At 63.4% G+C, this 23,074-nt stretch carries 19 protein-coding genes; all 19 read right to left on the reverse strand.

Annotation, left to right across the window (positions count from 1 at the left end):
• Positions 1-9 precede the first annotated feature (9 nt).
• Entirely contained in the window at positions 10-1,320 is a 1,311-nt protein-coding gene (locus tag ASD94_RS17925; RefSeq protein WP_056645721.1) for a type II secretion system protein, read from the reverse strand.
• On the reverse strand, positions 1,317-2,546 hold the full coding sequence (locus ASD94_RS17930) for a type II secretion system protein (protein ID WP_056645724.1): 1,230 nt from the start codon (positions 2,544-2,546) through the stop codon (positions 1,317-1,319). The genes ASD94_RS17925 and ASD94_RS17930 overlap by 4 nt, the downstream gene beginning before the upstream one ends.
• On the reverse strand, positions 2,543-4,870 hold the full coding sequence (locus ASD94_RS17935; RefSeq protein ID WP_235510700.1) for a hypothetical protein: 2,328 nt from the start codon (positions 4,868-4,870) through the stop codon (positions 2,543-2,545). Before ASD94_RS17935 ends, ASD94_RS17930 begins: the two co-directional genes overlap by 4 nt.
• A 22-nt stretch (positions 4,871-4,892) precedes the next feature.
• Positions 4,893-5,678: a prepilin-type N-terminal cleavage/methylation domain-containing protein gene (locus tag ASD94_RS17940; RefSeq protein ID WP_056645729.1), complete on the reverse strand. Its 786-nt coding sequence runs from the start codon at positions 5,676-5,678 to the stop codon at positions 4,893-4,895.
• A complete protein-coding gene (locus ASD94_RS23715) occupies positions 5,678-6,289 on the reverse strand; it encodes a hypothetical protein (protein ID WP_156391469.1) in 612 nt (203 codons plus the stop codon). The genes ASD94_RS17940 and ASD94_RS23715 overlap by 1 nt, the downstream gene beginning before the upstream one ends.
• A 125-nt stretch (positions 6,290-6,414) precedes the next feature.
• Complete coding sequence (locus ASD94_RS17950; RefSeq protein WP_056645735.1) at positions 6,415-7,686, reverse strand: type II secretion system F family protein; 1,272 nt, start codon at positions 7,684-7,686, stop codon at positions 6,415-6,417.
• 22 nt (positions 7,687-7,708) lie between these two features.
• Positions 7,709-9,454 carry a GspE/PulE family protein gene (locus ASD94_RS17955; protein ID WP_082576929.1) on the reverse strand — a complete coding sequence of 582 codons (1,746 nt, stop codon included), beginning with the start codon at positions 9,452-9,454 and terminating at the stop codon, positions 7,709-7,711.
• Positions 9,438-10,934 (reverse strand): ExeA family protein, encoded by a 1,497-nt coding sequence (locus ASD94_RS17960; RefSeq protein ID WP_056645737.1) that lies wholly within the window; start codon positions 10,932-10,934, stop codon positions 9,438-9,440. The genes ASD94_RS17955 and ASD94_RS17960 overlap by 17 nt, the downstream gene beginning before the upstream one ends.
• Complete coding sequence (locus ASD94_RS17965) at positions 10,931-11,974, reverse strand: M48 family metallopeptidase (RefSeq protein ID WP_056645738.1); 1,044 nt, start codon at positions 11,972-11,974, stop codon at positions 10,931-10,933. Before ASD94_RS17965 ends, ASD94_RS17960 begins: the two co-directional genes overlap by 4 nt.
• Entirely contained in the window at positions 11,971-13,767 is a 1,797-nt protein-coding gene (mshL, locus tag ASD94_RS17970) for a pilus (MSHA type) biogenesis protein MshL (protein ID WP_056645739.1), read from the reverse strand. Before mshL ends, ASD94_RS17965 begins: the two co-directional genes overlap by 4 nt.
• A gap of 133 nt (positions 13,768-13,900) precedes the next feature.
• Positions 13,901-14,488 carry a hypothetical protein gene (locus tag ASD94_RS17975; protein WP_056645741.1) on the reverse strand — a complete coding sequence of 196 codons (588 nt, stop codon included), beginning with the start codon at positions 14,486-14,488 and terminating at the stop codon, positions 13,901-13,903.
• Positions 14,485-15,798: a hypothetical protein gene (locus tag ASD94_RS17980; protein WP_056645744.1), complete on the reverse strand. Its 1,314-nt coding sequence runs from the start codon at positions 15,796-15,798 to the stop codon at positions 14,485-14,487. Before ASD94_RS17980 ends, ASD94_RS17975 begins: the two co-directional genes overlap by 4 nt.
• Positions 15,795-16,298 (reverse strand): hypothetical protein, encoded by a 504-nt coding sequence (locus tag ASD94_RS17985; protein WP_056645747.1) that lies wholly within the window; start codon positions 16,296-16,298, stop codon positions 15,795-15,797. Before ASD94_RS17985 ends, ASD94_RS17980 begins: the two co-directional genes overlap by 4 nt.
• A complete protein-coding gene (locus ASD94_RS17990) occupies positions 16,299-17,222 on the reverse strand; it encodes a type II secretion system protein (protein WP_056645750.1) in 924 nt (307 codons plus the stop codon).
• A 63-nt stretch (positions 17,223-17,285) separates the two neighbouring features.
• Entirely contained in the window at positions 17,286-18,113 is an 828-nt protein-coding gene (locus ASD94_RS17995; protein WP_056645990.1) for a type II secretion system protein, read from the reverse strand.
• Positions 18,114-18,135: 22 nt separating this feature from the next.
• A complete protein-coding gene (locus tag ASD94_RS18000) occupies positions 18,136-18,987 on the reverse strand; it encodes a type II secretion system protein (protein ID WP_056645753.1) in 852 nt (283 codons plus the stop codon).
• Positions 18,988-19,695: 708 nt separating this feature from the next.
• Complete coding sequence (locus ASD94_RS18005; RefSeq protein ID WP_056645756.1) at positions 19,696-20,859, reverse strand: Gfo/Idh/MocA family protein; 1,164 nt, start codon at positions 20,857-20,859, stop codon at positions 19,696-19,698.
• 57 nt (positions 20,860-20,916) lie between these two features.
• Complete coding sequence (locus ASD94_RS18010) at positions 20,917-21,927, reverse strand: sugar phosphate isomerase/epimerase (RefSeq protein WP_056645759.1); 1,011 nt, start codon at positions 21,925-21,927, stop codon at positions 20,917-20,919.
• A 112-nt stretch (positions 21,928-22,039) separates the two neighbouring features.
• Positions 22,040-23,020 (reverse strand): substrate-binding domain-containing protein, encoded by a 981-nt coding sequence (locus ASD94_RS18015; protein WP_056645760.1) that lies wholly within the window; start codon positions 23,018-23,020, stop codon positions 22,040-22,042.
• Between the last annotated feature and the right edge of the window lie 54 nt (positions 23,021-23,074).

The raw sequence follows: 23,074 nt of genomic DNA on the forward strand, positions 1-23,074 counted from the left end.
CAAAAAGTATCAGTAGCCAATGGCGTCCGCCTTCAGCGTGTTGTTGTTGATGGAGATGGCCAGTTCCGTCATGGCAGTGGTTCGCGTGGCGAAGTCCGAGTGCACCTGCTTTGCCTCGATCAGTGCCGCGGTTGCCAGCCCCGTGGTCACAATCGACAGCCCCACGCCCACGGCAGCCGCCACAATGCCGGCTGCGGCCAGCCCTATCTGCACGGCCCGGGCGCCTGCACTCATCGTCGTATCGGCCACTGCTGACACCATCTCCTTGGCCGCGCCCAAAGCGCCCGCCGCTGCACCGGCAACCCCTGCAAAGGCTGCCGCCTCATTGGCCTCGGCCAGCTTGACGGCCACAAACAGTTGATCGCGGTAGTCGTACAAGGCCCGCTCCATCACAAACGCCCCGGTGGCGGCGTTGAAATGCGCGTGCGATATGGCGGACAAGGCGGCACCACAGTGCAGTTCGCCAAACAGCTCTGCATGGCTGGGTGCCACCACCGAGTCGTCATAGGCATCGGTCACCGGTTTGCCAGGAGCCTCAAAGGTCGGGTCGGCTGAACTGGCCGTGGCGTTCGCGCCGTCGAACGCTTTTCCGTCTCCATCAGCATCCAGCATGCCGGGCGCAGCAAGGGCAAAGGCCACGGAACGCCGGGTTCCCAGCATCTTGGCGGCCAGCCGCCCGGCAGGCGCTACCAGCGCGTCGTTCGCCGTGTTGAGCGCGAGGCAGACATCCACAAGATTGACAGCCCTCGCCACTCCCAGGGGGCAAGGCGGACTGTTTGACGGGTTGCATGCCGGGTTCAAGGGGGCTGCATCGTTGCCGGACTGGGTCATCCCCAACTGGACCGTGGACACCGAAGGGATCGGTGGTGCCTTGTCGTTGGGTGCATCCTGGTTCTGTGGCTTGGGATTGGGCGTGCGCACGCGCAGCGGGTTCATGCGATCCACGGCGGTCGCCAGATCCCGGTCCTCATGCGCGGTGGCTGACGGCTCTCTGTAAACACCGTAGCGCAGAGCACCGGCCTCGGGACGGGGAAGACCCAGCGTGCGCCAGGGCACGAAGCCCACCTGGCGCAAGCCCGCACCCTCCGTGCAGGACTCGACCCCTGCCGTATCAGCTGCCGGGCAAGGCAGGCGATAGTTCGAGTGCAAATAACCCACCAAGGCATCGCGTGTTTGCTGTTGCGCATCCACCTGCACCGTGGTGACGCGCTGGCGCTCCGACAGTTGCCAGAAAACGATGGCCCCTGGCAGTATCAAACCCAGTGCCAGCAAGATGACCGAAATCTCGACCAGGGTGAATCCCTGCATGCGGCGCTTCATGGGTTGAGTCCCTTCACATCCAACTTGGTGGCGTTGGCCAATGTTTGCGTGAACGTGTCATAAATCTGCGCAGCATAGGCATCGGTGGCAGCTTGTTTCTCCTTGGCCACCTGTAGCGCGGCCTTCGCTTCATCGAGCGCTTTGGCTGCGTACACGGTTTGCGCAATGGCCACGACCAAGTTGGCAGCAGCGATGCCCACTACAAACGCGGTAACGCCCTCTGAATTGGCGGCCGACGCGATACTGATCACACCGCTGGCAGTTGCCACAGCCAGGGCCAAAGCCGCCGTGGCGACACCGGATTCGGCGGACTGCACCGCTGACTCCGCCGCCGTGATGTCAAACACCCGCAAAGACCAATACTCCTGCATCACGCGCGCACTGTCGTACGCCGCATAAGCACCTTGCGCTGTGGCCTGCATCTCGCTCAGCCGCCCCACGCAGCCAATGCGTGCATCAAGATCGGCGGGGCCTACGGCCAGAGTCAAGTCGTCGTAGTTCGCATCCTGGGGCCGGCCCGGAAAATCAAAACGCCAGGTCGCGCTGGCGCCCACCGCGTTGTTGCCGTCAAACTGGTTGTTCTCGCCCGGATGTACCAGCACGTAAGCCACCGGCATGCTGTCAGACACATTGCCAGCAGTGAGTGTGCCGGCCACTGCCGAGTTGGCAGCGAAGCTGCGCAGCACCCGGCACCAATCCAGCCCGTTGACCACCGCACGGCGAGCGCTGGCTGCGGTGATGGCTGCTTGTGCCCGGGCAGCCGCAGCGGTGACTGTGGCTGACGCTGCAATCGGCGGCGAGAACGTGGGGTAAGTCGGTATCACCGGCATGCCCGTGAAGTCGATGTTCAGGTCTGGCGACACGGCCGCAGCGGGTGCGGCGGCCAGGTCAAGTCCCGCCCCCCGGTTCACGCCATAGTGAAATTGTCCGAAGTTGCTGCTCAGCCCCAGGCTTCTCCAGGGCAATCTCACCGCCGTGGCATCGCCGCAAGCCTCGCTCCCACCGGTGTTGGCCGACGGGCATGGCAACCGGTGGTGGGCCAGTACAAAACCCTCGACCGCCGCCTGAGCCTCTCCCAACTGCCGCAGCATGGCAGGCCGCTGCATCGGCTCACGGGTGGACGCCACCCATCGCCATACGAAGAGGCCGACGATGCCAATGATCGCCATCACGACGGCCAACTCCACCAAGGAGAAGCCGCTCTTTTTTTTCAGGGAGTACCTCATCGCGTACCCCCCTTCTCGTCCACCTTGATGAGAATGTCCAACGCTGCGCTCGGGGGCATGGGTGTCACACCCTTGCCAGTGATGTTGCAAGGAGGAGGGTTGTCAGCCTGTGTCTTGAGTTGGTCATATATGTTTTTGGCATCGGTCACCCGCTTGTTGGCCTCGCCAAGCTGGCTCTGCAGGGCATTGAGCTCCCTCTGCAGCTTGATAGGTTTCAGGTACTTGGCATCCGGGTCCGGGCTGACCGACGAACCACCGAAGAGATCCACCAACGCCGCCTGAATACCCCCAGATGTCACTACGTCGCCCGACTGGCAGACGCCAGAAGACGTGGTGGTGCATCCAACCCATGTGGCCACCCCACCTACAAAAATGGTGTATCGCCCCGCATTGCGCAAGTTGGAATAGGCTGCCTGAAAACTCGTTTGCGCAGAACCGACGCTTGCCTGCGCGGCCGATAGATCAGTCTGGGCTGCAGTGAGGTTGCTTTGCGCGTCGTTCCGTTCGGTCACCGCCTTGTCGTACTCCGCTTGCAAGGCAACAGGGTCGTTCAGAAGGGTCAACTGCGAGGTCTTCTCCAGCCTTTGCTTCTGCAGCGCCGCCTTCACCGCCGGGTCGGTCGCAGCGGCAATTTGTGCATCCAGCGTCGCAATATCGGCATTGAGCTGGGAGATCATCGCGGTGCGGTTGGCCAGCATGTTGGCGTAGGTAGCCACTTGATTGGTCCACTGGGTTACCGCCGTCTGATAGTTGTCGCGGCGCATTGTGGCGGCGGTCAAGGAGAAATTGCTCGACTCCCAGTTGGTTGCTGCATCCAGGACGGGCTGTATGCGGGAGTCGATGCTGGTGGAGGTACCTCCTGCGCGCACCTGCGCCACCAGATTGTTGATCGCATTGGCGCGCGCAACATTGGCTGCATTCAGCTCGTTGGTTTTGTCGTTGATTTTTGTGATGAGCGTGTTGCGGTCTGCCACAGCGTCGTCCCATTCCTTCTTCGCAGCCGCGAGTGCTTGCGTGTAGTCGGTGGACGGGCATGTGAGCGTGGACGCGTCCACCGAGCTGTCCGCCAGCGCCAGCGCATTGCCCGCCATCACAGCAGCCACAACATTCAGCCCCACCGAAACGCCGTTGGCGTACAGCACTCCCCCGGTCAGCGCTACGGCCGCAGTGTGTTGTGGCGCCGCCGCACAGGCGTTCACCGCCAGCCCCAGGGTCGCCGCGCAAATCGCCCACTCCACAGCAGCATTGCCCGCATCTGCAATACCCCCCAGGATCGTGCCCGTCATATCTGCCGCCGTGATCGCCGCACCCAGGGCAGCGAAAACGATGGCTTGCTTTGCCGCAGCGATGTTGCCGGTCTTGAGGTCATCCACCTGGAGCACTACATCGTGCGCCAATGCCACGGTATTGATGGAGTCGATCAGGGGAGCGCAGTGCAGCCCGGCAAGCAGGCTCGCGTAAGAACGTTCCAGCACGATATCGTTGTATCGCGAGAGCAATGGCCGACGGGTGGGGTCTTCCACGGCACTGTCGGCAGAGGCATTCGCTCCATCGAACAGTGATCCATTCCCGTCCGCATCGTCGTTACCCGGATGAACGAGCGCGTACGCTGTTGTGCGAACGGGAGTGGATCTCACCTCCGCCATACCAGCCGCATATGGTGTCTTGCGGCCCTCGTCCAAGCGCTGACAAAGGTCCGCCAACGTGAGGATGTCCGCCTGATAGTCTCCCCCCGTCGCGGTGGTCGCACGCATGGACGCATAGGTCTTGCCTGTGGTGTCGTATTCCAGGGGTCGCCATGCGTCGTCCAGCACGGTCAGATCGTTCGCTCCGCCGCCTCGCTGCACAAGGTAACGCAACTGCCCCACATCGACACCGGGGTCGGCCCCGGCCAATCGCAGCGACACCGAAGGCAGCCAGCCCTTCTGGTCGCCTGCGCCGCAGTCTTCCACGCCATCGCGGTTGGTGTCTGGACAAGGCAAACGCCGCATGACGGTGGCAAACGTGACGATGGCGCGGTCCGCCTGGGCCAGCGCCTGCCGCTCCTGGCGAGAAGACTCCACCGCAGAACGCTCACGCCATTGAAGGTAACCCATGGTCGCGAGCCCAGCCAGCACAGCAATGAGCAGCAGCACCTGCACCATCCCAAAGCCGCGCGAGCTTGAGCGCGAAACACCCCTGCTGCATCGAGTGCCAGTGACCGCAAGCGAGCACTTCTGCCCAGAATGCAGCCCGTGCAATTCGAAAGCGTCCACACCAGGACCTGGCACCTCCTGCGAGGGCCTTCCAGCCAGGTGAGCAAAGGCAAGTATCTGCATGAACATGAGCTATGGGTCTTGAATGCGGCTACGGCAAACTCACGCGCAGCCAGCCTGCCAACTGTGCGGGCGACTCGGCCACCACCACGTCGTCCGAAGCAAACCTCAGTGGGGCAGAAGGACTGGCTGCACACAGGCTGCTGCTCGTATGGGGAGGATCGAGGCGGCTACCATCGTTGTCCCTGTCTTGCAACGGAACCACCACCCAATAAGCCGCCGGCATTACAGCGTTGGACGCGCAATCAATGGCCCCGGCAGCGCCTCCATCTCCCGTGAGATAGGCACGACCGGTAGACAGGGGAAGGGCGGCCGCATTCACCAGCGCAGCGATCAAGTCCGTGACGTCCAGGTAGTTGGCATCGCTGACGGAATCTCCGTTGCGCTCCTTGGAGACCGCCAGATCCGCGTCCAGCAATGGATCTGCATTGGCTGCACGAAACACGGCATAGCGTGCACGGTGCTCCAGCGTCGGAATCTCCAACCCCAGACTGACGTACGGAAACCACCCCAACTGGTTGCCAGTGGAACACTCTCCAGCCGTCAGCGACTCATAGCCATTCGCCACGGCACCCACGTCGGGGCAAGGGAGGCGCCCGTAGCGAAGCGCAAAAGCGCGCAAGATCGATTGCAACTGTTGCGCCTGCGCCCGCCCTCTTTCAAGCTGCTGCTGTGCAGAGACGGTTTCGTACGCGCTGAAGGATGCCCACGACAAAAGGCCAGCCACCACCAGCGCAACACTCAGCTCGATCAAGGAAAAGCCCGCCTGCAATCTGGGCATACGAGCACAGGCCCGCAACAAAGGTCCCTGCATCATCACGGTTTCCCCGCTGCAGCCGGCCGTCGCACGGTGGACTGCAGATCTGCAGCGTCTGCACTGATGCGCGTACTGATCTGCTGCAACTGACTCAATACCTCCTGGCGACGCACCAGGTCTTCGGGCTTGGAACTGCCCGAAATCCGCTGCAGCTCCGTGTTGAGCGCCTGGATCTTGGAGGTGCTCTCCAGCATGTTCCGAAGCGTCTGAAAGTAGCGCGGATCGGTGTTTCCTGGCGACAGCTGCTCCAGCTCATTGATGAGTGCCAGGGCTTTCTCGGGCGAGCTGAGTGCTCCGCTGGACATCATTGCCGTGATATCCGAACGCACCTGTGCCAGACGCTTGCGACGCTCATCCGGCGAAAGTGCAGCCGACGAGGTTGCGGTAGAGCCCCCTGCGGACAGGGGCTGCGTGGACGACGCGGCGGCATCGGCAGAACGGGAGGCAATGCTGGCAGCGCCCTCCTGGCGGGATGGCGGCGCCGCTACCGACGGTGGAGGCGGTGCCACTGAATGTGCGCCCCCCCCTCCTCCCGCCGTCCATCCGGCGAAGAACACGATAACGAGCACCAGCACGGCCAGACCACCGCCAATCAACACGGGCTTTTTCATTGCAACCCCACCCGCACCGACAGGCAGACCTTGGCCAGCGATGGACAAGGCTCAACCTGCGTGAGTCTGCACAAATGCACGCCCCGTGAACCACGAGGCGTGATGGACGTCACCATGCCGCGCATTCACCCTCCCCCCATGCTTTGGTTGACCGACTGCCGCACCAGGTCGTATACAGGCAGCAACAGCGCAACAATCAGGAACAGGAACAAGCCTCCAGCAATCAGGATGATCAAGGGCTTGAGGATTTCTGCCAGCGACTTCACCAGCACCTCCAGGCGCTTGCGATAGTCCGTCGCCAGATGCGAGAGCTGCTGGTCCAGGCTACCGGACTCTTCGCCGACGGAGATCATCCGTACAGCCATCGCGGGAAACCCGCCTACGCGCCGCATCGACGATGACACCGACTCCCCACGCGATACGGATTCCGCCACATGGATGAGGCGCGTGCGGTAGTACCGGTTCTTGGTTGCACGGCCCAGCACGCGCAGACTCGACACCATGTCCACCCCCGCGCGCACCAGGATCGAAAGGTGCTCCGTGATGTGCGCCATGCCCGAGGAAACCAGCAACGTGCGGGCGATGGGCAGGCGGTGCAAGAGGGTGTACGTGGCGAGCTGGAAGCGCTCGGAACGCCTGAACGCAATGACCCCGATCGACACCACGATGGTCGTGACCAGCAGCACCCAGGGAAGATGGGTGGACAGCAGGTCCGCGAATGCCACCAGACCTTCCGTGATCGGTGGCAGCTTGGCCTGCAGCTGCTTGAACAGCCGTGCCATGTTGGGCACCACGTAGTAGATCCAGAAGATCGCCACACCGATGATGGAGGCAAAAACGAACGCGGGGTAGATCAATGCCGTCTTGATGTCGCGCCGGATGTTGATCATGCGCTCGACGTGCTCGGCAGCTTCGCCCAGCATGCGGTCCAACGTGCCGGTCTGGTCGCCGATGGACACCAAGTTGCGCACTGTCTCGGGGAATATGTTGGGGTGGCGGTTGAAAGCCTCGGTCATTCCCACCCCCGCGTTCAGGTCGTCCCGCATGTTGCGGGCCACCGCTGCGATGGCAGCGTTGCCGGCGCTGTGGCTCTCTTCCACCAAGGTGGTCAGTGCGTCGAGTGCGGGCACTCCAGCGCGCATCATCAGGCCCAGGTCACGCAGAAAGCCAGCAAGGTCTTCGCTGCGCACCTGCTGACGGAACAGATGCATCAGCGCATCGGCCACCACAGACAGCCAGGCAGGAAAGCGCCAGAGGCTGATCACCGTGCCATCGGTATCGGCTTCAAGCCGCATGCGGGCAGACAGGTCGCGCTTGACCGCCAGGCGCAACAGGCCCGAGCGCACGCTGCCATGGGGCAACAGCACGCGGTAGTAGTAAGTGTTGAGATTGGCCATGCAATGCTTCCGCCGGAGCGGCTCAGTCCTCGCCCACCGTGCGGAGAATTTCGTCCATGGTGGTCTCGCCCGCCAGTACCCGATGCCGCGCCAGAGTCAGAATGGGACGCATGCCCGCAGCCAGCGCACGTTGCCGCATTTCGGCACGCGTGGCGTCCGAGGCGATGGCATCGGCCAGATCGCGGTTGACGATCAGCATTTCGTAAACAGGCAGTCGCCCCAGATACCCTGTGTCGCGGCAGTGGTGGCAGCCCACGCCGTGAAACACCTGCACCATTTCACCGGAGGTGCCCTGCCCAAGCCAGCGGCGCTCTTCATCGGTCGCAAGGCGCGGTTTGGCGCAATGCGGGCAGACGCGGCGCACCAGCCGCTGGTTGATGACTGCAACCAGGTTCTCGGCAATCGTCTCGGCGTCCACACCCAGCAGCTTGAGGCGAGGCATGACACCGAAAATGCTGCCCACGTGCAATGTGGACAGCACCAGATGGCCGGTGGACGATGCGTCGAGCGCAGCGCGCGCGGTCTCGGAGTCGCGGATTTCACCCACCAGGATGATGTCCGGGTCATGCCGCAAAAAGTGCCGCATCGCGTTGGCAAACTCGTATCCGGCGCGGCGGTTCACTTCGGTCTGACAAGCGACGGGAACGCGGTACTCCACCGGGTCTTCCACGGTCAACACATTGCGCTCGATCAGAGGCTGCATGCGCAGTGCAGCGTGCAGCGTAGTGCTCTTGCCGGAGCCGGTGGGGCCCGTGATCAGGATGAGGCCGTGCGGGCGCGAAAACGCCTTGGCCATGACCGCGACATCCTCTTCGAGAAAGCCCAGATCCGCCAACTTGTCCAGGTTGCTGCGCTCAGGCAGAAGGCGCATCACCATGCGCTCACCAAACTCGGAGATCAGCGTTGATACGCGGATGGTGAAGTTGCACTCCATCACCTGGGCCGTAAAACTGCCGTCCTGGGGCAAGCGCTGCTCGCTGGCATCCATATCGGCCTGCAGCTTGACGAACACGACCAAGCGGTCAAGGGCGGGAGAGAGCGCAAACACCGGCCGCAACACGCCGTCCACACGCAGCAGCACGGAACGGCTGCGCGCAGTGGGGGCCAGGTGGATGTCGGTCGCCCGTTCGCGCAAGGCCAGGTGAAGCATGTGCTCCAGCAATCGCGCGGGGCTGTAAGCACGGTCAACGTCGGCTTCGAGCTTGCGGACTTCGCTCTCGATCAGGCGTGCGGGTGGATGCTCGGCAAAGTAGTAGTGCTGCTGAATGGCCTGGGCAACACTGTCGAACTCGCCCTGGAAAAAATGGCACCCTTTGCCCAGCTTGCGCTGCACGAGTTCCGTCACCGTGTCAGGCTGCGCGTCACCCAACACCACCTCGATCAGGCCTTCGTCGTTTTCCCGCACCGGCAAGAAGCCGTAGGTCAGGCACAACGAGCGGTTGAAGATACCCGCCACTGCGGTGTCGGGCTCAGGCATTTCGTCGGCATTGACAAAGCGCAGTCCGCGCTGGCCGGCGAGCTGGCGAGCCACCTCGTTGGCGCTCGCAAAGCCAAGTTCCACCAGCAGGTTGCCCATGGGCACCTTTTCGATTTTCTGCTTTTGCAGCACGTAGTCGATGGCGACTGCAGACACCAAGCCTGCTTTGACCAAGGCAGCGCCCAACGAAGGACTCTTGTCGCGCAGCACCGCCAGGCGATCTTCCGCCGTGGCGCCAGTGGGCTGCAACTGGCCCGAGGCCTCCAGCAATGATTCAGCGGGGGGATGCATCCTGATGCTCCAGAAGTAAGAAAGTCAGTTCGTCAGGCTTGCCCGTCGGGGGTAGGCCCTGCTGCTGTTGAAAGCGGGCGAACGCCTCTCCAGTCTTCGAACCAAAAAAGCCGTCATCAGGCTCACGTTTGTCCAACAGGCCCATGCTCTTGAGCTTGCCTTGCACCTTGCGCGTGGCCTGCTCAGCGGCCTGGATCTGGCGTGCGTTGTTACGCCCCAGCCACGCAACCCAGGACTCCTTGTCCACATTGAAGCGACACAGGCGGGCGGTGGGCTTCAGGCTGTCTGCCATGCCCTCGGGCAGGCGATAGATGTGCACCACTTCATCGGCCGCTGCAGCAGCCTTCAGCTGGCTTTCGCAGGCCTGGCCAGACGGCGGCGTCCCCTTCAATGGGATCGGCTCCATCGCAGTCGCAGCAACGGAACCCGCGCCCGGCGGCAATGCCGGAGGCTCGATGGTCACAGATGAGCGGGCAGGCTCTGGCGCGCGGACTGCCGCCGCCTCTGCGGCCACGGGCGTGGGGTGCTCCGTTGGCTGGGACACCAACCCCCAGCCGGCGAGCGCGACCGTGGCCGAGGTTCCAGCCAACAGGCCTGCCAGAACCCACGCCTTGCGACCGCGATGGCCACCAGTCACTCTGGCTACCGCCGTGGCCTCTTCCCCCAGAGCGGGCAAATCGGCTACGGCCCGCTGGACGAGCGCAGACGTGACCACCGACGCCCGCGTGCTGGCCAACCCGTACAGGCAGCGATCCAGCACCAGATGGATGCGTCGGAGATTGCCTTGTGTGGCCCGGTGCAAGACGTCTGCAGCATCAGGCTCTATGAACAGGCGCCCTTCCGCTCCGGCCGCGTTGACGCGGAAATCGAAATAGCGGGTGATCTCGTCCTTTTGCAAGCCTGACAGGCGAGCGTGTTTGATGATGCGGCTCTTGAGCTGGCGCAGCTCAGGCGTCGCCAGGGTTTCTTCCAGCTCGGGCTGCCCCACCAACAGGATTTGCAGTAGCTTTTCCTGCCCGGTTTCCAGGTTGCACAGCAAGCGCACCAGCTCCAGCGATTCCACGCTCAGGTTCTGCGCATCGTCAATCACCAGCAGATTGATGTCGCCCGCCTGGTGCCCCGCGATCAAGAATTCGGTCAGTCGCGCCAGCCCCTGCTCCACGGAATCCGAAGGAGGCAGGCCAAAATCCGTTTGTATGGCGGACAGCAGAGCGCTGTCTTGCAAAAAGGTATTCAGGATGAGCGCCGAATGGCAGTTCTTGCCACTGAGCGTATCCAGCAGACGCCGCACCAGCGTGCTTTTACCCAGCCCCACCTCTCCGGTCAGCAGGACGAAACCCTTGCGGGCTTCGATGCAGTGCACGATCTCCGCAAAGTCCTCCTCCAGCCGCGGCGTGAAGAAGTACGAACCCGCGTCCGGCGTAGGCGGAAACGGGTTGCGTGACAACCCCAGCGTGGCATAGATGGAACTGGCTGTCATTGCCGGGCAGCGGGAGTGAACTGTGCCAGGGCGGCTCGCAGCGCAGCGGAATCCGGCTGCAGACGCAAGGAAGCATCCAGCGTGGCGCGGGCTTCTTCCGGCTTTTGCTGGCGAGACTGGATGCTGGCGAGATTGATGGAGGCCTCTTCATCCCCGGGCATGCGATCAAGAATGGCGCGGTAGCCATCGGCCGCCGCCGCATCACGCCCGGCACGCAGGTCAAACCAGGCCTGCGCACGCAAGAGCCCCAACGATCCTGCAGGCAGTCGCTCCTTCAGCGCGGCCAACTCGCGTTCAGCATCGGCCCCGCGAGACTCTTTCATGGCAGCAACGAAACGGGCGAAGCGCAGTTCCACCGGTGTGTCATCCACCACTGGCGCCGACGCGGGTGCGGAGGCAGCAGCGGCGTTGGAGCGGCTCATGCTGCGCGCCTGCCGCGTCTGGCCAGGGCGGATCGCGGTGGGAGCCGCGGCCGTGGCGGCGTCACTGCGCTGGCTCGCAACGACTACCGACTTCGGGCTGGCAGGCTCCATAGCAACCGCTGCAACTGGAGCGGGCGCGGCCACGGGTGCCATGGATGGCGACGGCGAAGGCGTGCCAGCAGCCACGACGGCCACTGCGGGGGTCGACACAGCCACGGGTGCAGGGGCACCGCCGGCAGTTGCCGTCACATCAGCAGGTACTGCAGCCGTTGCAGGTGCAGGTACGGCCGCGGCAACGGCCGTTGCGGCCGGCAATGGCATGGCAGAAGCAGTTCCTGGCGCGGCAGTCTCTGTGACGGCAGGCGTTACCACCACAGGGGCCGGCGCGGGAGCGGGAGTCGGTGCAGCAGCCATGGGCAGAGGGTCCGCCTTCGGCTTCATCTGGGTTTGCCACACAAACCATCCCAGAATGCCCGCACCCAACACGATGGCAAAAGCCAGCATGGCGTCCAGCCACGCAGGACGGCCACGCACCGCCGCCTTGGGAGCCTTGGCCATGGCAGGCTGGGAATTTTGAGGCGCATCCATGGATTTCAGCGCATCGTGAATGAGGCTCATAGCACACGCACCCGCAACACGATCACCAGTTCACGGCTGCCGTGCACCTTGTTCTCATTGCCGAACAACTTGCCCAGCAGCGGCACGTCGGATACACCAGGCGCACCACGGTCGTTGTTGGAACTGCGCTGGTCGATCAAACCACCCACCACCACCACGTCACCGTCTCCCACGTTCAGGGTGGTGGTCAGCCCCTTGTAGCTCACCTTGGGCAGTGAGACCAGGTTGTCCCCGCCCACCGCCACCAGTTGCAGGCTGGCTGGGTCCACATCGCTCTGCATGGGGTTGAGCAGCAGTTCGATGCGGCCATCGTCGCGCACCATGGGGAGCACGCCTACCATGACACCGGAGAACACGGTGTCGGTCTGCACGCTCGACGAGGTGGTGGACGCTCCGCCGCCAGGCACGGTCTGCGTGGATGCAGACTGAGAGACATAGCGAGAGCTGGTGCCCACCGACAGCAATGCGGGCGTGCCGTTACGCACTTGCACATTGGGGTTGGACAGCACCTTCAGGTTGCCAAAGGAACGCAGCGCGTTGATCACGATGCCGTAGTTGCTACCCTGGTACGACACGCCCAGCGCGGGCCCAGCCACGCTGCCAATCAGCGCTGCGGGAATGGAGATGGCTCGCGACGGGTAGCCGGTGCCAGCATTGGGCAACGAGCCCGAACTGCCGCCCAGCTGCATGGGCGATGAGCCAAATCCCGCAGCCAGACGGCTGCGCAAGGAAGTCCAGTCCACACCAAACTCGAAGTTGTCCGACAGCTGGACGTCAATGAGTTGCGCCTCCACGTACACCTGCTTGCCCAGCACCTTGTGCACCTGTGCCAGCATCTTCTCAACGGCGCGCATTTTGGAAGGACGAGCCTTCACATACAGCGTACCTGTCATCTTGTTCAGTGTGAAACCACTGTCTTCATTCATCGTGGCCAGGGGCGCCTGCGGCAATTGGGCCGGACGCGTCGGGTTGACCCCGCCGATCCAGGCCGGTGGAGTAGAGCCCGGCGTCGTCATGCTCAGGTTCTGTTGCTGCATTTGCTGCTGGGCCAAGCGGTCTTGGTTCGCATCACCCAGCACCGACTTGAGGGCCGTTTCTATTTCCTGGTACGGATCGGTGCTGCCGCCGCCGGAACCCGCCATGGTCAGGCTACCCTGCTGGGCACCCGAACCGCTTCCACCACTGCTACCACTGCCGCTTCCACCCCCACTGCCCGAATTGCTGCTGCCAAACACGTTGCCGCCAGAGCCCATCTGGATACTGGTCTTCGTGTTCAGGAAGTTCAGCGCGAAGAATTTTTCCTCGGTCAAGTTCACCCGCAGGGTGTTGCCCCGGAACTCCCCCGCCACGTCATAGGTACGCAGCACCTCGTTGAAACCTTCGCGCAGGGTCACCTGGCGCAGGTGCATGTCGGCAAGCTGACCACCCTTCAGCACGTTGGGGTCCACGATCAGGTTCAGATTCCCGGCGTCAGCAAAGGCGCTCAGGATCTGGCTGATGCTGGCCCTGGACATGGCCACGTTGATCAACTTGCCCTCCAGCGGATCAAACACCGGAGCCATCGGCGCAATGACCGGGGGAGCAGCGGTCTTGTTGATCTCGGCCAACAGCATCTGCTGATGTACCAGCAGGCGCTGCGCCTCTTGCGCTGCATGCTCGCGCATCTGGTCTGCCGCCTTGGTGTCTGGCGGGGGCAGGCTGGAGGCGCTGCGGGGCGACGAGCTGGCGCACCCAGCCAGCACCAGAGCGGCACATACCAGCGCCAAAGGCTTGAAAAACGGAGGATTGTTCATGTCGCTGTCCTTGGCGCTACTAGCGTGATTTCTTGAAATAGTCATGAGGAGAAGCCGGCAAGAGCACGCAATGCAACGTGCTCATCGCACCGTGCAGCCAAGCTGCGCACCTGCTTCAAGCGGGTCTTCGTGGTCATGGCAGGCTCTTGATGGGGGCCGGTTGGCCCCCCGGCAGGCCGGCACGAAACTCCTGGGTATTGACGCTCGCCAGGGAGCCATCGGGCCACCGCAGCGTGCCTACCCGCAGGTCGCCCTGAGGCAATGTCAGCGTCTGGCGCCCCAGGCGCTCGGTGACCACTGCTTCGCTCGGGCGAACCTGCACCACACGCCCGCCCCCCTCCAGGCGAGCCCCCTGGCGGGCCAACTGGCCGTCAATCACCACCGACTGCCTTTCGGAAGCCAGGTCATCCAGGTGCAATGACAAGGAACGGCGAGGCATCTGCACACTGCCCACCACGTCGCTGCCTGGCAGCGGGAGCGCGATCAGCCGCTGAGGATCGGTACCAGCGGTAGCCGTCTGGGCCTGAATGCGGGCCATGGCGCCAAAGGCTTCGGTCACGCGTGCCTGATCGGTGCGCAGCGCAGCCGGCAAAGGCGTCAATTCAATGGTCAACGGGCGCATCGACGGGGTGCGTGCCTGGGTGAGCTGGAACACGCCGTACAGCCCCCAACCCAGCAGCAAAATGGCGAGCCCATTGAGAAGTAAAGCCGCGTATTTCATGGTTTCACATTTCCTGGAGCAGCTGCGCTGGCCACCAACTCATACGAGAAGGCGCCGGGCAGCGTGTAGGTGGGGTCCACGGCCTTGAGCGTCCAGCCGGCAGCGGCCATCTGCGACACCCAACGCGTCACCGAAGCCGAGGCTCCGGGCGCGACCACGCCGTCCACGCGGAAGGCTCGGCCGCGAGGTTGGGCGCTGCCCAATGAACCCGTGGTTTCCAGACGTACGCGCTGGATACGAATGTCCTTGTTGGACGCCGCCTTCAAGACGGCCATGAACGCCACCGGGTCATGGCGTGCGCCCTCGTCCAGCGTGCGAGAGAACTCGGCCACAGGCAAAAGCTTCTGTGGTGCCTCCACCAACGACACCGCCTGGATGCGACTTTGCAGCGCCTCCATTTCAGCGCGCTGGCCCTGCCCTGCGCTGCGCTGCTGGTCAGCCAGCTGACCGACGAGCACACCCGCAATGGCCAGCACGACACCTACGAGCGCCGTCACCACCGTGATGGGGGCCACCCAGCGCTCTGCACGCCAGGCCACCCGCTCCAGGCTAGGGTTCAGCGCGTGACGGCCTGCCGACTGACGCGCCAGCTGTGGCAGAACCGTGTGTACACGCTCTGAGGCCAGAGTCATCTCTTGCGCGTGCATGACCACCGGCGATCCACCCGCCACATTGCGGACAGCAGCCACGCAGGTGTCCACGTCCGCCGGCTGGGTGGACCACAGCGTGCCCCACTCCACCGCTTCTGCCCCCAGCCGCGTCAACAACGCACCATGGTTGCTGGTCAGTACCTGGGCTGCGCTGGCCATGGCGGAAGGACCAGACCCCAGTGCCTGGGTGGAGCCGAAGACCATGCCTTCTTCGGATTGCACGAAGCACATCAGCCGCCGCTGCGTCAGCATCACGCGCGCATTGCCAGAGCTCACACCATCGCAGAGCAGGCCCCCAGCCATCATTACCAGGCAATGGTCATCCTGCTCTTTGGCCCACTGCGTGCAGCGCTGCCACAGATCCAGTGATATGGCCGAGAAGAAAACCTGAAAGCCACCGGGCAGCTTGACCAAGCGATGCACCACCACGTGGGCGGCTCCCTCGACCAGGCCCTGCGTGCGCACCCGTTTTTCCACCAGGGCGGCAGCGTATTCGGTCTTGCCCTCAAAACGCCAGACGTCGGTATAGACATCGTCCAGGTCCAACACGACCAGCGCGCTGTGCGTCAGGCGGGGCCAGGCCGGAACCTCTTCCACCTGATGCCCGTGGCAGTGCAGCCAGCCGGAGCTGGCGATGCGATACACGTGTTCTGCACTCATGGGGTCACCTTGGGCGATGGGGAGACAGACGCCGTCTGGAAGTGCAGCGTGCCCGTGACACCGAGCAGAAGCCCCATGTCGCCAGGCATGGGCGGATGAAACAGGCTGGCCTCGGGAGACACCGTGGCGATGTCGAACACATCGGCCACGAAGATCTGCCCCGCACCGCCGCGGCCCAGCTCACCCAGAAACTGGGCAGCCTCGACCCGCGTCGCCGGGGCTACGGCCCGGCGCAGCCTGCGTTCACCCCATTGGGAAGGGTCAAAGCCCATGCGCTCCACCTGCTGCGAAACGTCTTTGATAGAACGCACCAGTTGCTCGCGCCGCTGCACTTCAGGCACAAGGCTGCGGGCGCTTTCAAGTCCCTGCTGCAACTGAGCGAATTGCTGGCGCTCCCAAGCCAGTTGCTTGAGACCGCGTTGCGCCAGCCAGGCTCCACCGCCGAGCAGGGCAGTGGCCAGCGCCAGGCAGGCCAGCTTGAGCGTACGGGTGCCGTTCAATTACTGCTCCATGATCCAGTGGGCGGTCAGCAAGATGACCTGGTCTTCGTCAAACGTGCGGCCCCCGGCTGTGCCACCCGCATTCCCTGCGGCATTGACCACCGGCGAGCGCGCATCGCTCGTGTTCATTTGAGTGCTGTTGCCACCTACGTTGATAGCAACGCCCTGCGTGTTGTTGGCCTCCCACTGGGTGCCCGGCGCATTGGCTTCAGTGGATGCGGTCTGCTGGGGGCGGCCCTGGATGCGGAACCGGCCTTCGCGGGAGTCGGGCTTGCCGTCAATCACCTGGTCCATGAACCGCGCCAGGTCAGGCGTCAGGCCACGAATCACCATCACATTGCCTGCGCCGCTTGCGACGCCTGCATCATTGAACTGGAAGCACACTTGCAGTTCGGCCGGGTTGCCGTTGGAGTCGATGTAGAGGAAGCGGTCTTCATGCCCTTCGCCCCGGCCAGGGGGCATGCGCACGCCAGCGCGGGTCATCAGCTCGCGCAGATTCACCGACGCCAGTGTGGTGTCGCCTGCGCCCACCGTGTTCGCCGCATAGCCCTGGCCCGAGCAGATCTTGCGACCACGGTCCGTGAAGCTGGCGGGAATGCCTGGAACGGCCATGGAGCCTGCTCGCGTGCAGGCGCTCCCGTTGTTGATCGAGGTTTCAGAGCCATCCACCATGTAGGTCGGCGCTTGCTGGCAGTCACCCACTACCACACCCGTGCGCTGGTAGTACTGGTCGTACGCCATCTTCCACTGGTAGGCAAATTTGTTGACGGCCTTCTGGTATTCAGCGTTGCGCTGCACATCCTTGGCAATGGCCACGGCACCAATGATCAAGCCGATCACGGCCAGCACAATGGCCAGCTCTACCAGCGTGAAACCCTGCTGGACCTTGCGGCCCAACCTGCGAAACGATTGCATCTTTGTCATTGAAACCTCCGACGAGGGGAATAAGTTACGTAAAGAGTCAAGGAGTGAGAAGCTCGCGCCGCATCACTGATTCATGCGATAGATGGCCGTGACGATGGCAATTTGGTCCTCGTCAAAGGCACGGTCATTGCTGGTACCGAACTGGTCGCGATTGGAAGCCTGCCATTCCTGTCCAGGGGCATTGGGGGTGGTGCCACCGGCGTTGTTCAGCACACCTAGGCGGCGGAAGCGCCCCTCGCGCTCATCGGGCTTGCCATCGATCATTTGATCCAGCGCGCGGGCCAGATCAGGCGTCAGACCCGTGATGATCATCACGTTGCCTGCACCGTCGCCCACCGCATTCGCAGCAGAGCCACTCGACAAAGGCACATTCCACTGGAAGCACACCTGTACTTCCTGGGGGTTGCCGTTGGTGTCGAGATAGACGTAGCGGTCTTCCAGCCCTTCGGCACGGCCCGGAGGCATGCGCACACCCACGCGGGTCATCAACGTACGCAGATCGGTGCGATCACCAGCGCGGGCCGTCATGCCCTGGCCAAGGGACTTGTCGCAGATGGCGCCAGGAGGCGTGACGGTTGTCATGTTGCGGCCGGACCGCGCGCCCCCCCCGACAAATTGCTCACCGTTGACCATGTTCTGGGGCGCCGTCTGGCTATCACCCAGCACCACACCAGCGCGCTGGTAATACTGGTTGTACGCCTGCTCCCACTGGTCAACGAACTTGTTCTTGATCTTGGTGTACTCGGCGTTGCGCTGCACGTCCTTGCCGATGGCCACGGCACCGATGATCAGGCCGATAACCGCCAGCACAACGGCCAGCTCAACCAGCGTGAAACCCTGCTGGCGCACGGAGCGCGGGCGGCGGGTCAGGTTCTTGAATACTTGGTTCATGATGTTGTTTTCCACGCCCTGATTACTGGTTCATCTTGTAGATGGCGGTCAGGGTGATGACCTGTTCTTCGTCGCGGGTGTTGCCAGCGCCGGTGGCAGTGGTGGCAGCGGCGCCACGGCCATAGGAGTTGTTGGCAGACCACTCAACACCGGGTCCATTGGGCGTTCCGTTGGCCACCCCTCTCAGACGAAAGCGACCTTCCTGCGCATCGGGCTTGCCGTCGATCATCTGGTCCAGCATGCGGGCCAGGTCAGGGGTGAGGCCAGCAATCACCATCACGTTGCCCGCGCCTTCGGCGCTGCTCGGTCGGTTCCACTGAAAGCACACCTGGATTTCCTGGGGTGAACCGTTGGTGTCGGTGTACACAAACAGGTCCTCTTGCCCCTCTGCACGCCCCGGGGGCATGCGGATGCCCGCCCGCGTCATGTACTGGCGCAAATCATTGGTGTTCGCAACAAAGGCATTTGCAGCGTCACGAATGACTGCATCGGCTTCGGGTGCATGTGCACAGACTGGCGGAGGCAGCGCCGCAGCGCTCATGTCTCCGCCCGACGTGGGGTTGGTGCCGCCAGCCACATACGCGGCTCCGTTCACCATGATGCGCGGTGAGGTCTGGCTGTCACCCACCACCACGCCGGTGCGCTGGTAGTACTGGTTGTACGCCTGCTCCCACTGGTCAACGAACTTGTTCTTGATCTTGGTGTACTCGGCGTTGCGCTGCACGTCCTTGCCGATGGCCACGGCGCCGATGATCAGGCCGATAACCGCCAGCACAACGGCCAATTCCACAAGGGTAAAACCACCCTGCGTCGCTCGGGTACCGGGAGAACAGCGCGTGCGCCGAGCAGGCAGGACGGGGAAAAGTGATCGCATGATTTCCTCAGGCGTTGAAAAAAGAGTGAGCGCGCAGACTACTAAACGTAACGAAAGTAAACAATTAAAAAATGACACCAACAAAAGGCGCGTTTCGCCCCCTCTGACCGCCACGCCGCGAACGTCTGCAGCGTCCGATTTGTAGCGATCGATGCCAAATTTTTCGCATCGATTCTTCATACAAATCAATGACTTATTGCCAAATTTTATTTACTGACTGTTTTCAAAAAACGGTGCGCAAGCATCGCGCAAGTGATCCCGCATAGCCATAGTGCGTATGTATTAGTGACACAACAGCAACAAAAACAAACAATTAGTCGCAGACTTCAATAGGAATTTGCTATTTAAAAAATCAGGACTTCTGAGGGTTTTTGCTAGGTCAAAAATCGGTTGGCTACTGGCCTGCTGCCTCATCGGAGGCCATTGCATGCACCGGACGCGCAGACGTTGTTGCGCGCCTCTGCGGAAGGCTGCTTTTGATGCGCTCGAAGGCCTTGACCCACCAGGCGTCAGGATCAGGCTGCGCTGCAGACGAGACGCCGACATGGCATGCCCCCGCAAGCCGCGCGCTTGCAAAGGACTGCGCCGAACCCACACCGTGTTCAACGGCGCGCGCCGCCCAGCACGAAACCCCAACTTCAGTGGGGCGTGCGAGCAGCTAGCGCGCGCGACCGCGCGGCGATTTTTGGGGCCGGCAACTACTGCGGCTCAGACGGCCGCCGTCCACTTCTGCTCACTGGCCGCAGACGCGACCACCCGCTCGATGAAGCGCACGCCGCGCGCGCCGTCTTCCACGCGCGGGTAGTCGGCGTGCAGTGGGTCGGCCGCCGTGCCTGCCTGCCGTGCGCGGATGTCGGCGGCCACTCCCAGGTAGACGTTGGCGAACGCTTCGATGAAGGCCTCCGGGTGGCCCGCCGGAATGCGCCCTGCGCGCAGCGCGGCCGGGCTGAGCCAGGGTGAGCCGCGCGTGAGGATGCGGCGCGGGCCGTCCACGGGGGAGTGGATGAGCTGGTTGGGTTCTTCCTGCCGCCAGGTGATGGTGCCCAGCGTGCCCGACACCTGCAGGCGCAGGTCGTTCTCCAGCCCCCCCGCCACCTGCGACGCCACGATGAAGCCACGCGCGCCGCTGTCGTAGCGCAGCAGCAGCTGGGCGTCGTCGTCCAGCCTGCGCCCGGCGCCAAAGGTGGTGAGGTCGGCGCACACCCAGGCGGGGTGCTGGCCGGTGACGGTGGCGGCCAGGTTCTCGGCGTGTGACCCGATGTCGCCCAGCGTGCCTGCGCTGCCGCTGCGCGCCGGGTCCAGCCGCCAGTCGGCCTGTTTGTTGGCGCCGCCCTCTTCCACCGCCGTGGCCAGCCAGCCCTGGTTGTATTCGACGGTGATCTTGCGGAGTGTGCCTAGCGCACCGCTCTGCACCAGGTGCCGCGCCTCGCGCACCATGGGGTAGCCGGTGTAGTTGTAGGTCACGCCGAACACGGTGCCCGCCTTCTTCACGGCGGCCACCAGCTCGTCGGCCTGCGCGCGGGTGTGCACCAGCGGCTTGTCGCACACCACATGAAAGCCCGCCTGCACAAACGCCAGCGCCACCGGGTGGTGCACATGGTTGGGGGTGACGATGCTCACCAGGTCGATGCGCTCATGCGCGGGGCGGCGCAGCTCGTCGGCCAGCAGGTCCTGCCAGCTGCCGTGGTTGCGGTCGTCGGCCAGGCCCAGTTCGGCGCCCGAGGCGCGGGCGCGCTCGGGCGATGACGACAGCGCACCCGCCACCAGTTCGAACTGGCCGTCAAGCGACATCGCCTTGCGGTGCACCGCGCCGATGAAGGCGCCGTGGCCGCCGCCCACCATGGCGTAGCGGAGCTTTTGGGGACTGGACATACGAAACGCCTTTGCTCGCTGTGTGTTGTTGTTATGGGTTTTAGAAATGGGCAGCGGCTAGGCCTGCTTGTCGCGCGCAAAAACGGCGTCGAATGCGCCCGCTGCGGGCTTGAAGTCGAGTCGCTTGCAGAACGCCGCGCTCTCGGTCGCGCCGTGCACGCGGTCCATGCGGCTGTCTTCCCACTCCACCGAGAGCGGGCCCTGGTAGCCGGTGTCGTTGAGCGCAACGATGATGGATTCGAAATCGATCATCCCGCGCCCCACGCTGCGAAAGTCCCAGTTCCGCCGCGCGTCGCCAAAGCTGGTGTGCCCGCCGAACACGCCCACCGTGCCGTCGCCCTTGCCCCACCACACGTCCTTCATGTGGGCGTTGTAGATGCGATTGCCAAACTGGCGGATGAACTTGATGTAGTCCACGCCCTGGTAGGCCAGGTGGCTCGGGTCGTAATTGAAGCCGAAGCGTTTGTTGCCTCCCACCGCCGCAATCGCGCGCTCGGCCGAGGCGATGTCGAACGCGATCTCGGTGGGGTGCACCTCCAGCGCGAAGTTGATGTCGTGCTGCTCGAACACATCCAGGATGGGACCGAAGCGCTTCGCAAAATCTGCAAAGCCCTTGTCCCAATACGCCTGCGTGGTGGGCGGGAAGGCGTAGATCGAATGCCATACCGACGACCCCGTGAAACCCGTGACCGTCTTCACGCCAAATTGGGCAGCAGCGCGCGCGGTGTCGGCCAGCTCGGCCGCGGCCCGCTGGCGCACGCCCTCCGGCTCGCCATCACCCCACACATACGGCGGCAGGATGGACTGGTGGCGCTCGTCGATCAAATCGCACACCGCCTGGCCTACCAGGTGGTTGCCGATGGCAAAACACTGCAGGCCATGCTGGGCCAGCAGCGCGTGTTTGTCCTTCACGTACTGGGGCGACGCCAACGCCTTTTGCACGTTGAAATGGTCGCCCCAGCAGGCCAGTTCCAGGCCGTCGTAGCCCATGCTTTTGGCCAAGGGCGCGAGTTGGGCCAACGGCAGGTCGGCCCACTGGCCGGTGAAAAGGGTGACGGGTCTTGGCATGGTGGCTCCAAGGGGCGGGGGTTGCAGATGCATCGCGACTGGCAGCTATATTTTTAATAGCTGCCAGCGCATGATGAATAGGCGCTACAGGCCTATTTGACTTAAAACACCATCAGAACGGCGAATCGGGGAAGTAAAAGTCCTTCGCCGTTTCCTTGGTGATCAGCACCGACGGAATGATGGTGTTGGCGGGCAGCTTCTCGCCCTTGATGCGCGCCTCGGCCGTGAGCTTGATCGAGTCGTAGATGAACTTGGGGCTGTACGACACGTTGGCCTGGATCAGCGGGTTGCTGCCATCCATCAGCGTCTTGATCATGCCCTTGGCACCCGCGCCGCCAAACACCAGCTTGATGTCCTTGCGCTTGGCCTGCTCGATGGCCTTGAGCACGCCCACGGCCATGTCGTCGTCGGCGGCCCACACGGCGTCGATCTGCGGGAAGCGGGTGAGGTAGTCCTGCATCACCTTGAAGGCGTCGTCGCGGTTCCAGTTGGCGTACTTGGCGTCCAGCAGCTTGATGCCGGGGTGGTTCTTCAGCACGCTGTTGAACGCGTCCATGCGCTCGTTGTCGAGCGTGGTGGCAATGCCGCGCATGGCCACCACGTTGCCCTTGCCGCCCAGCGCCTTGGCGATGTACTCGGCCGGGATCTTGCCGAATGCCGTGTTGTCACCCGCCACGTACGCATCCTGCGCGCTGGTGTCGGTCAGGCCCCGGTCCACCACCGTCACGTACACGCCCTTGGCCTTGACCTGGGCCACGGGCTTGGTCAGCGCGGCCGATTCGAACGGGAAGATGACCAGCGCGTTGATCTTGTTCACCGTCACCAAGTCTTGCAGCTGGTTGGCCTGCTCGGGCGCGCCGCCTGCCGTCTTCACGATCACCTGCAGGCCGGGGTGGGCCTTCTCCAGATCCTTCTTGGCCTGGTTGGCCCAGTACACGATGCCACCGGTGAAGCCGTGCGTGGCCGAGGGGATGGCCACGCCCACCACCGTCTTGTTGGCCTGCGCCATGGCGGGGGCGGCCAATGCGAGCGCGGCTGCGCCCACGGCCGACAAGGCCAGTCGGCGGGTGAAAGAAGAAAGTTGGCTGTTCATGCGTTGTCTCCTGTTGCTTTGGAATATGGCCATGGAAGCTGGCCGGCTGGGGAA

The organism is Acidovorax sp. Root70 (genome assembly GCF_001428225.1).
GTDB lineage: Bacteria > Pseudomonadota > Gammaproteobacteria > Burkholderiales > Burkholderiaceae_C > Acidovorax.

Bases quoted from the DNA above. Each gene is read 5' to 3' on its own strand.
- ASD94_RS17995 (WP_056645990.1), bottom strand. From the start codon at position 18,113: ATGAACCAAGTATTCAAGAACCTGACCCGCCGCCCGCGCTCCGTGCGC.
- ASD94_RS23715 (WP_156391469.1), bottom strand. From the start codon at position 6,289: ATGAAAAAGCCCGTGTTGATTGGCGGTGGTCTGGCCGTGCTGGTGCTC.
- ASD94_RS17940 (WP_056645729.1), bottom strand. From the start codon at position 5,678: ATGATGCAGGGACCTTTGTTGCGGGCCTGTGCTCGTATGCCCAGATTG.
- ASD94_RS17925 (WP_056645721.1), bottom strand. From the start codon at position 1,320: ATGAAGCGCCGCATGCAGGGATTCACCCTGGTCGAGATTTCGGTCATC.
- ASD94_RS18010 (WP_056645759.1), bottom strand. From the start codon at position 21,927: ATGCCAAGACCCGTCACCCTTTTCACCGGCCAGTGGGCCGACCTGCCG.
- ASD94_RS17980 (WP_056645744.1), bottom strand. From the start codon at position 15,798: ATGAGTGCAGAACACGTGTATCGCATCGCCAGCTCCGGCTGGCTGCAC.
- ASD94_RS18015 (WP_056645760.1), bottom strand. From the start codon at position 23,020: ATGAACAGCCAACTTTCTTCTTTCACCCGCCGACTGGCCTTGTCGGCC.
- ASD94_RS17930 (WP_056645724.1), bottom strand. From the start codon at position 2,546: ATGAGGTACTCCCTGAAAAAAAAGAGCGGCTTCTCCTTGGTGGAGTTG.
- ASD94_RS17950 (WP_056645735.1), bottom strand. From the start codon at position 7,686: ATGGCCAATCTCAACACTTACTACTACCGCGTGCTGTTGCCCCATGGC.
- ASD94_RS17965 (WP_056645738.1), bottom strand. From the start codon at position 11,974: ATGAGCCTCATTCACGATGCGCTGAAATCCATGGATGCGCCTCAAAAT.
- ASD94_RS17990 (WP_056645750.1), bottom strand. From the start codon at position 17,222: ATGACAAAGATGCAATCGTTTCGCAGGTTGGGCCGCAAGGTCCAGCAG.
- ASD94_RS17960 (WP_056645737.1), bottom strand. From the start codon at position 10,934: ATGACAGCCAGTTCCATCTATGCCACGCTGGGGTTGTCACGCAACCCG.
- ASD94_RS17955 (WP_082576929.1), bottom strand. From the start codon at position 9,454: ATGCATCCCCCCGCTGAATCATTGCTGGAGGCCTCGGGCCAGTTGCAG.
- ASD94_RS18000 (WP_056645753.1), bottom strand. From the start codon at position 18,987: ATGCGATCACTTTTCCCCGTCCTGCCTGCTCGGCGCACGCGCTGTTCT.
- ASD94_RS17935 (WP_235510700.1), bottom strand. From the start codon at position 4,870: ATGTTCATGCAGATACTTGCCTTTGCTCACCTGGCTGGAAGGCCCTCG.
- ASD94_RS18005 (WP_056645756.1), bottom strand. From the start codon at position 20,859: ATGTCCAGTCCCCAAAAGCTCCGCTACGCCATGGTGGGCGGCGGCCAC.
- ASD94_RS17975 (WP_056645741.1), bottom strand. From the start codon at position 14,488: ATGAAATACGCGGCTTTACTTCTCAATGGGCTCGCCATTTTGCTGCTG.
- mshL (WP_056645739.1), bottom strand. From the start codon at position 13,767: ATGAACAATCCTCCGTTTTTCAAGCCTTTGGCGCTGGTATGTGCCGCT.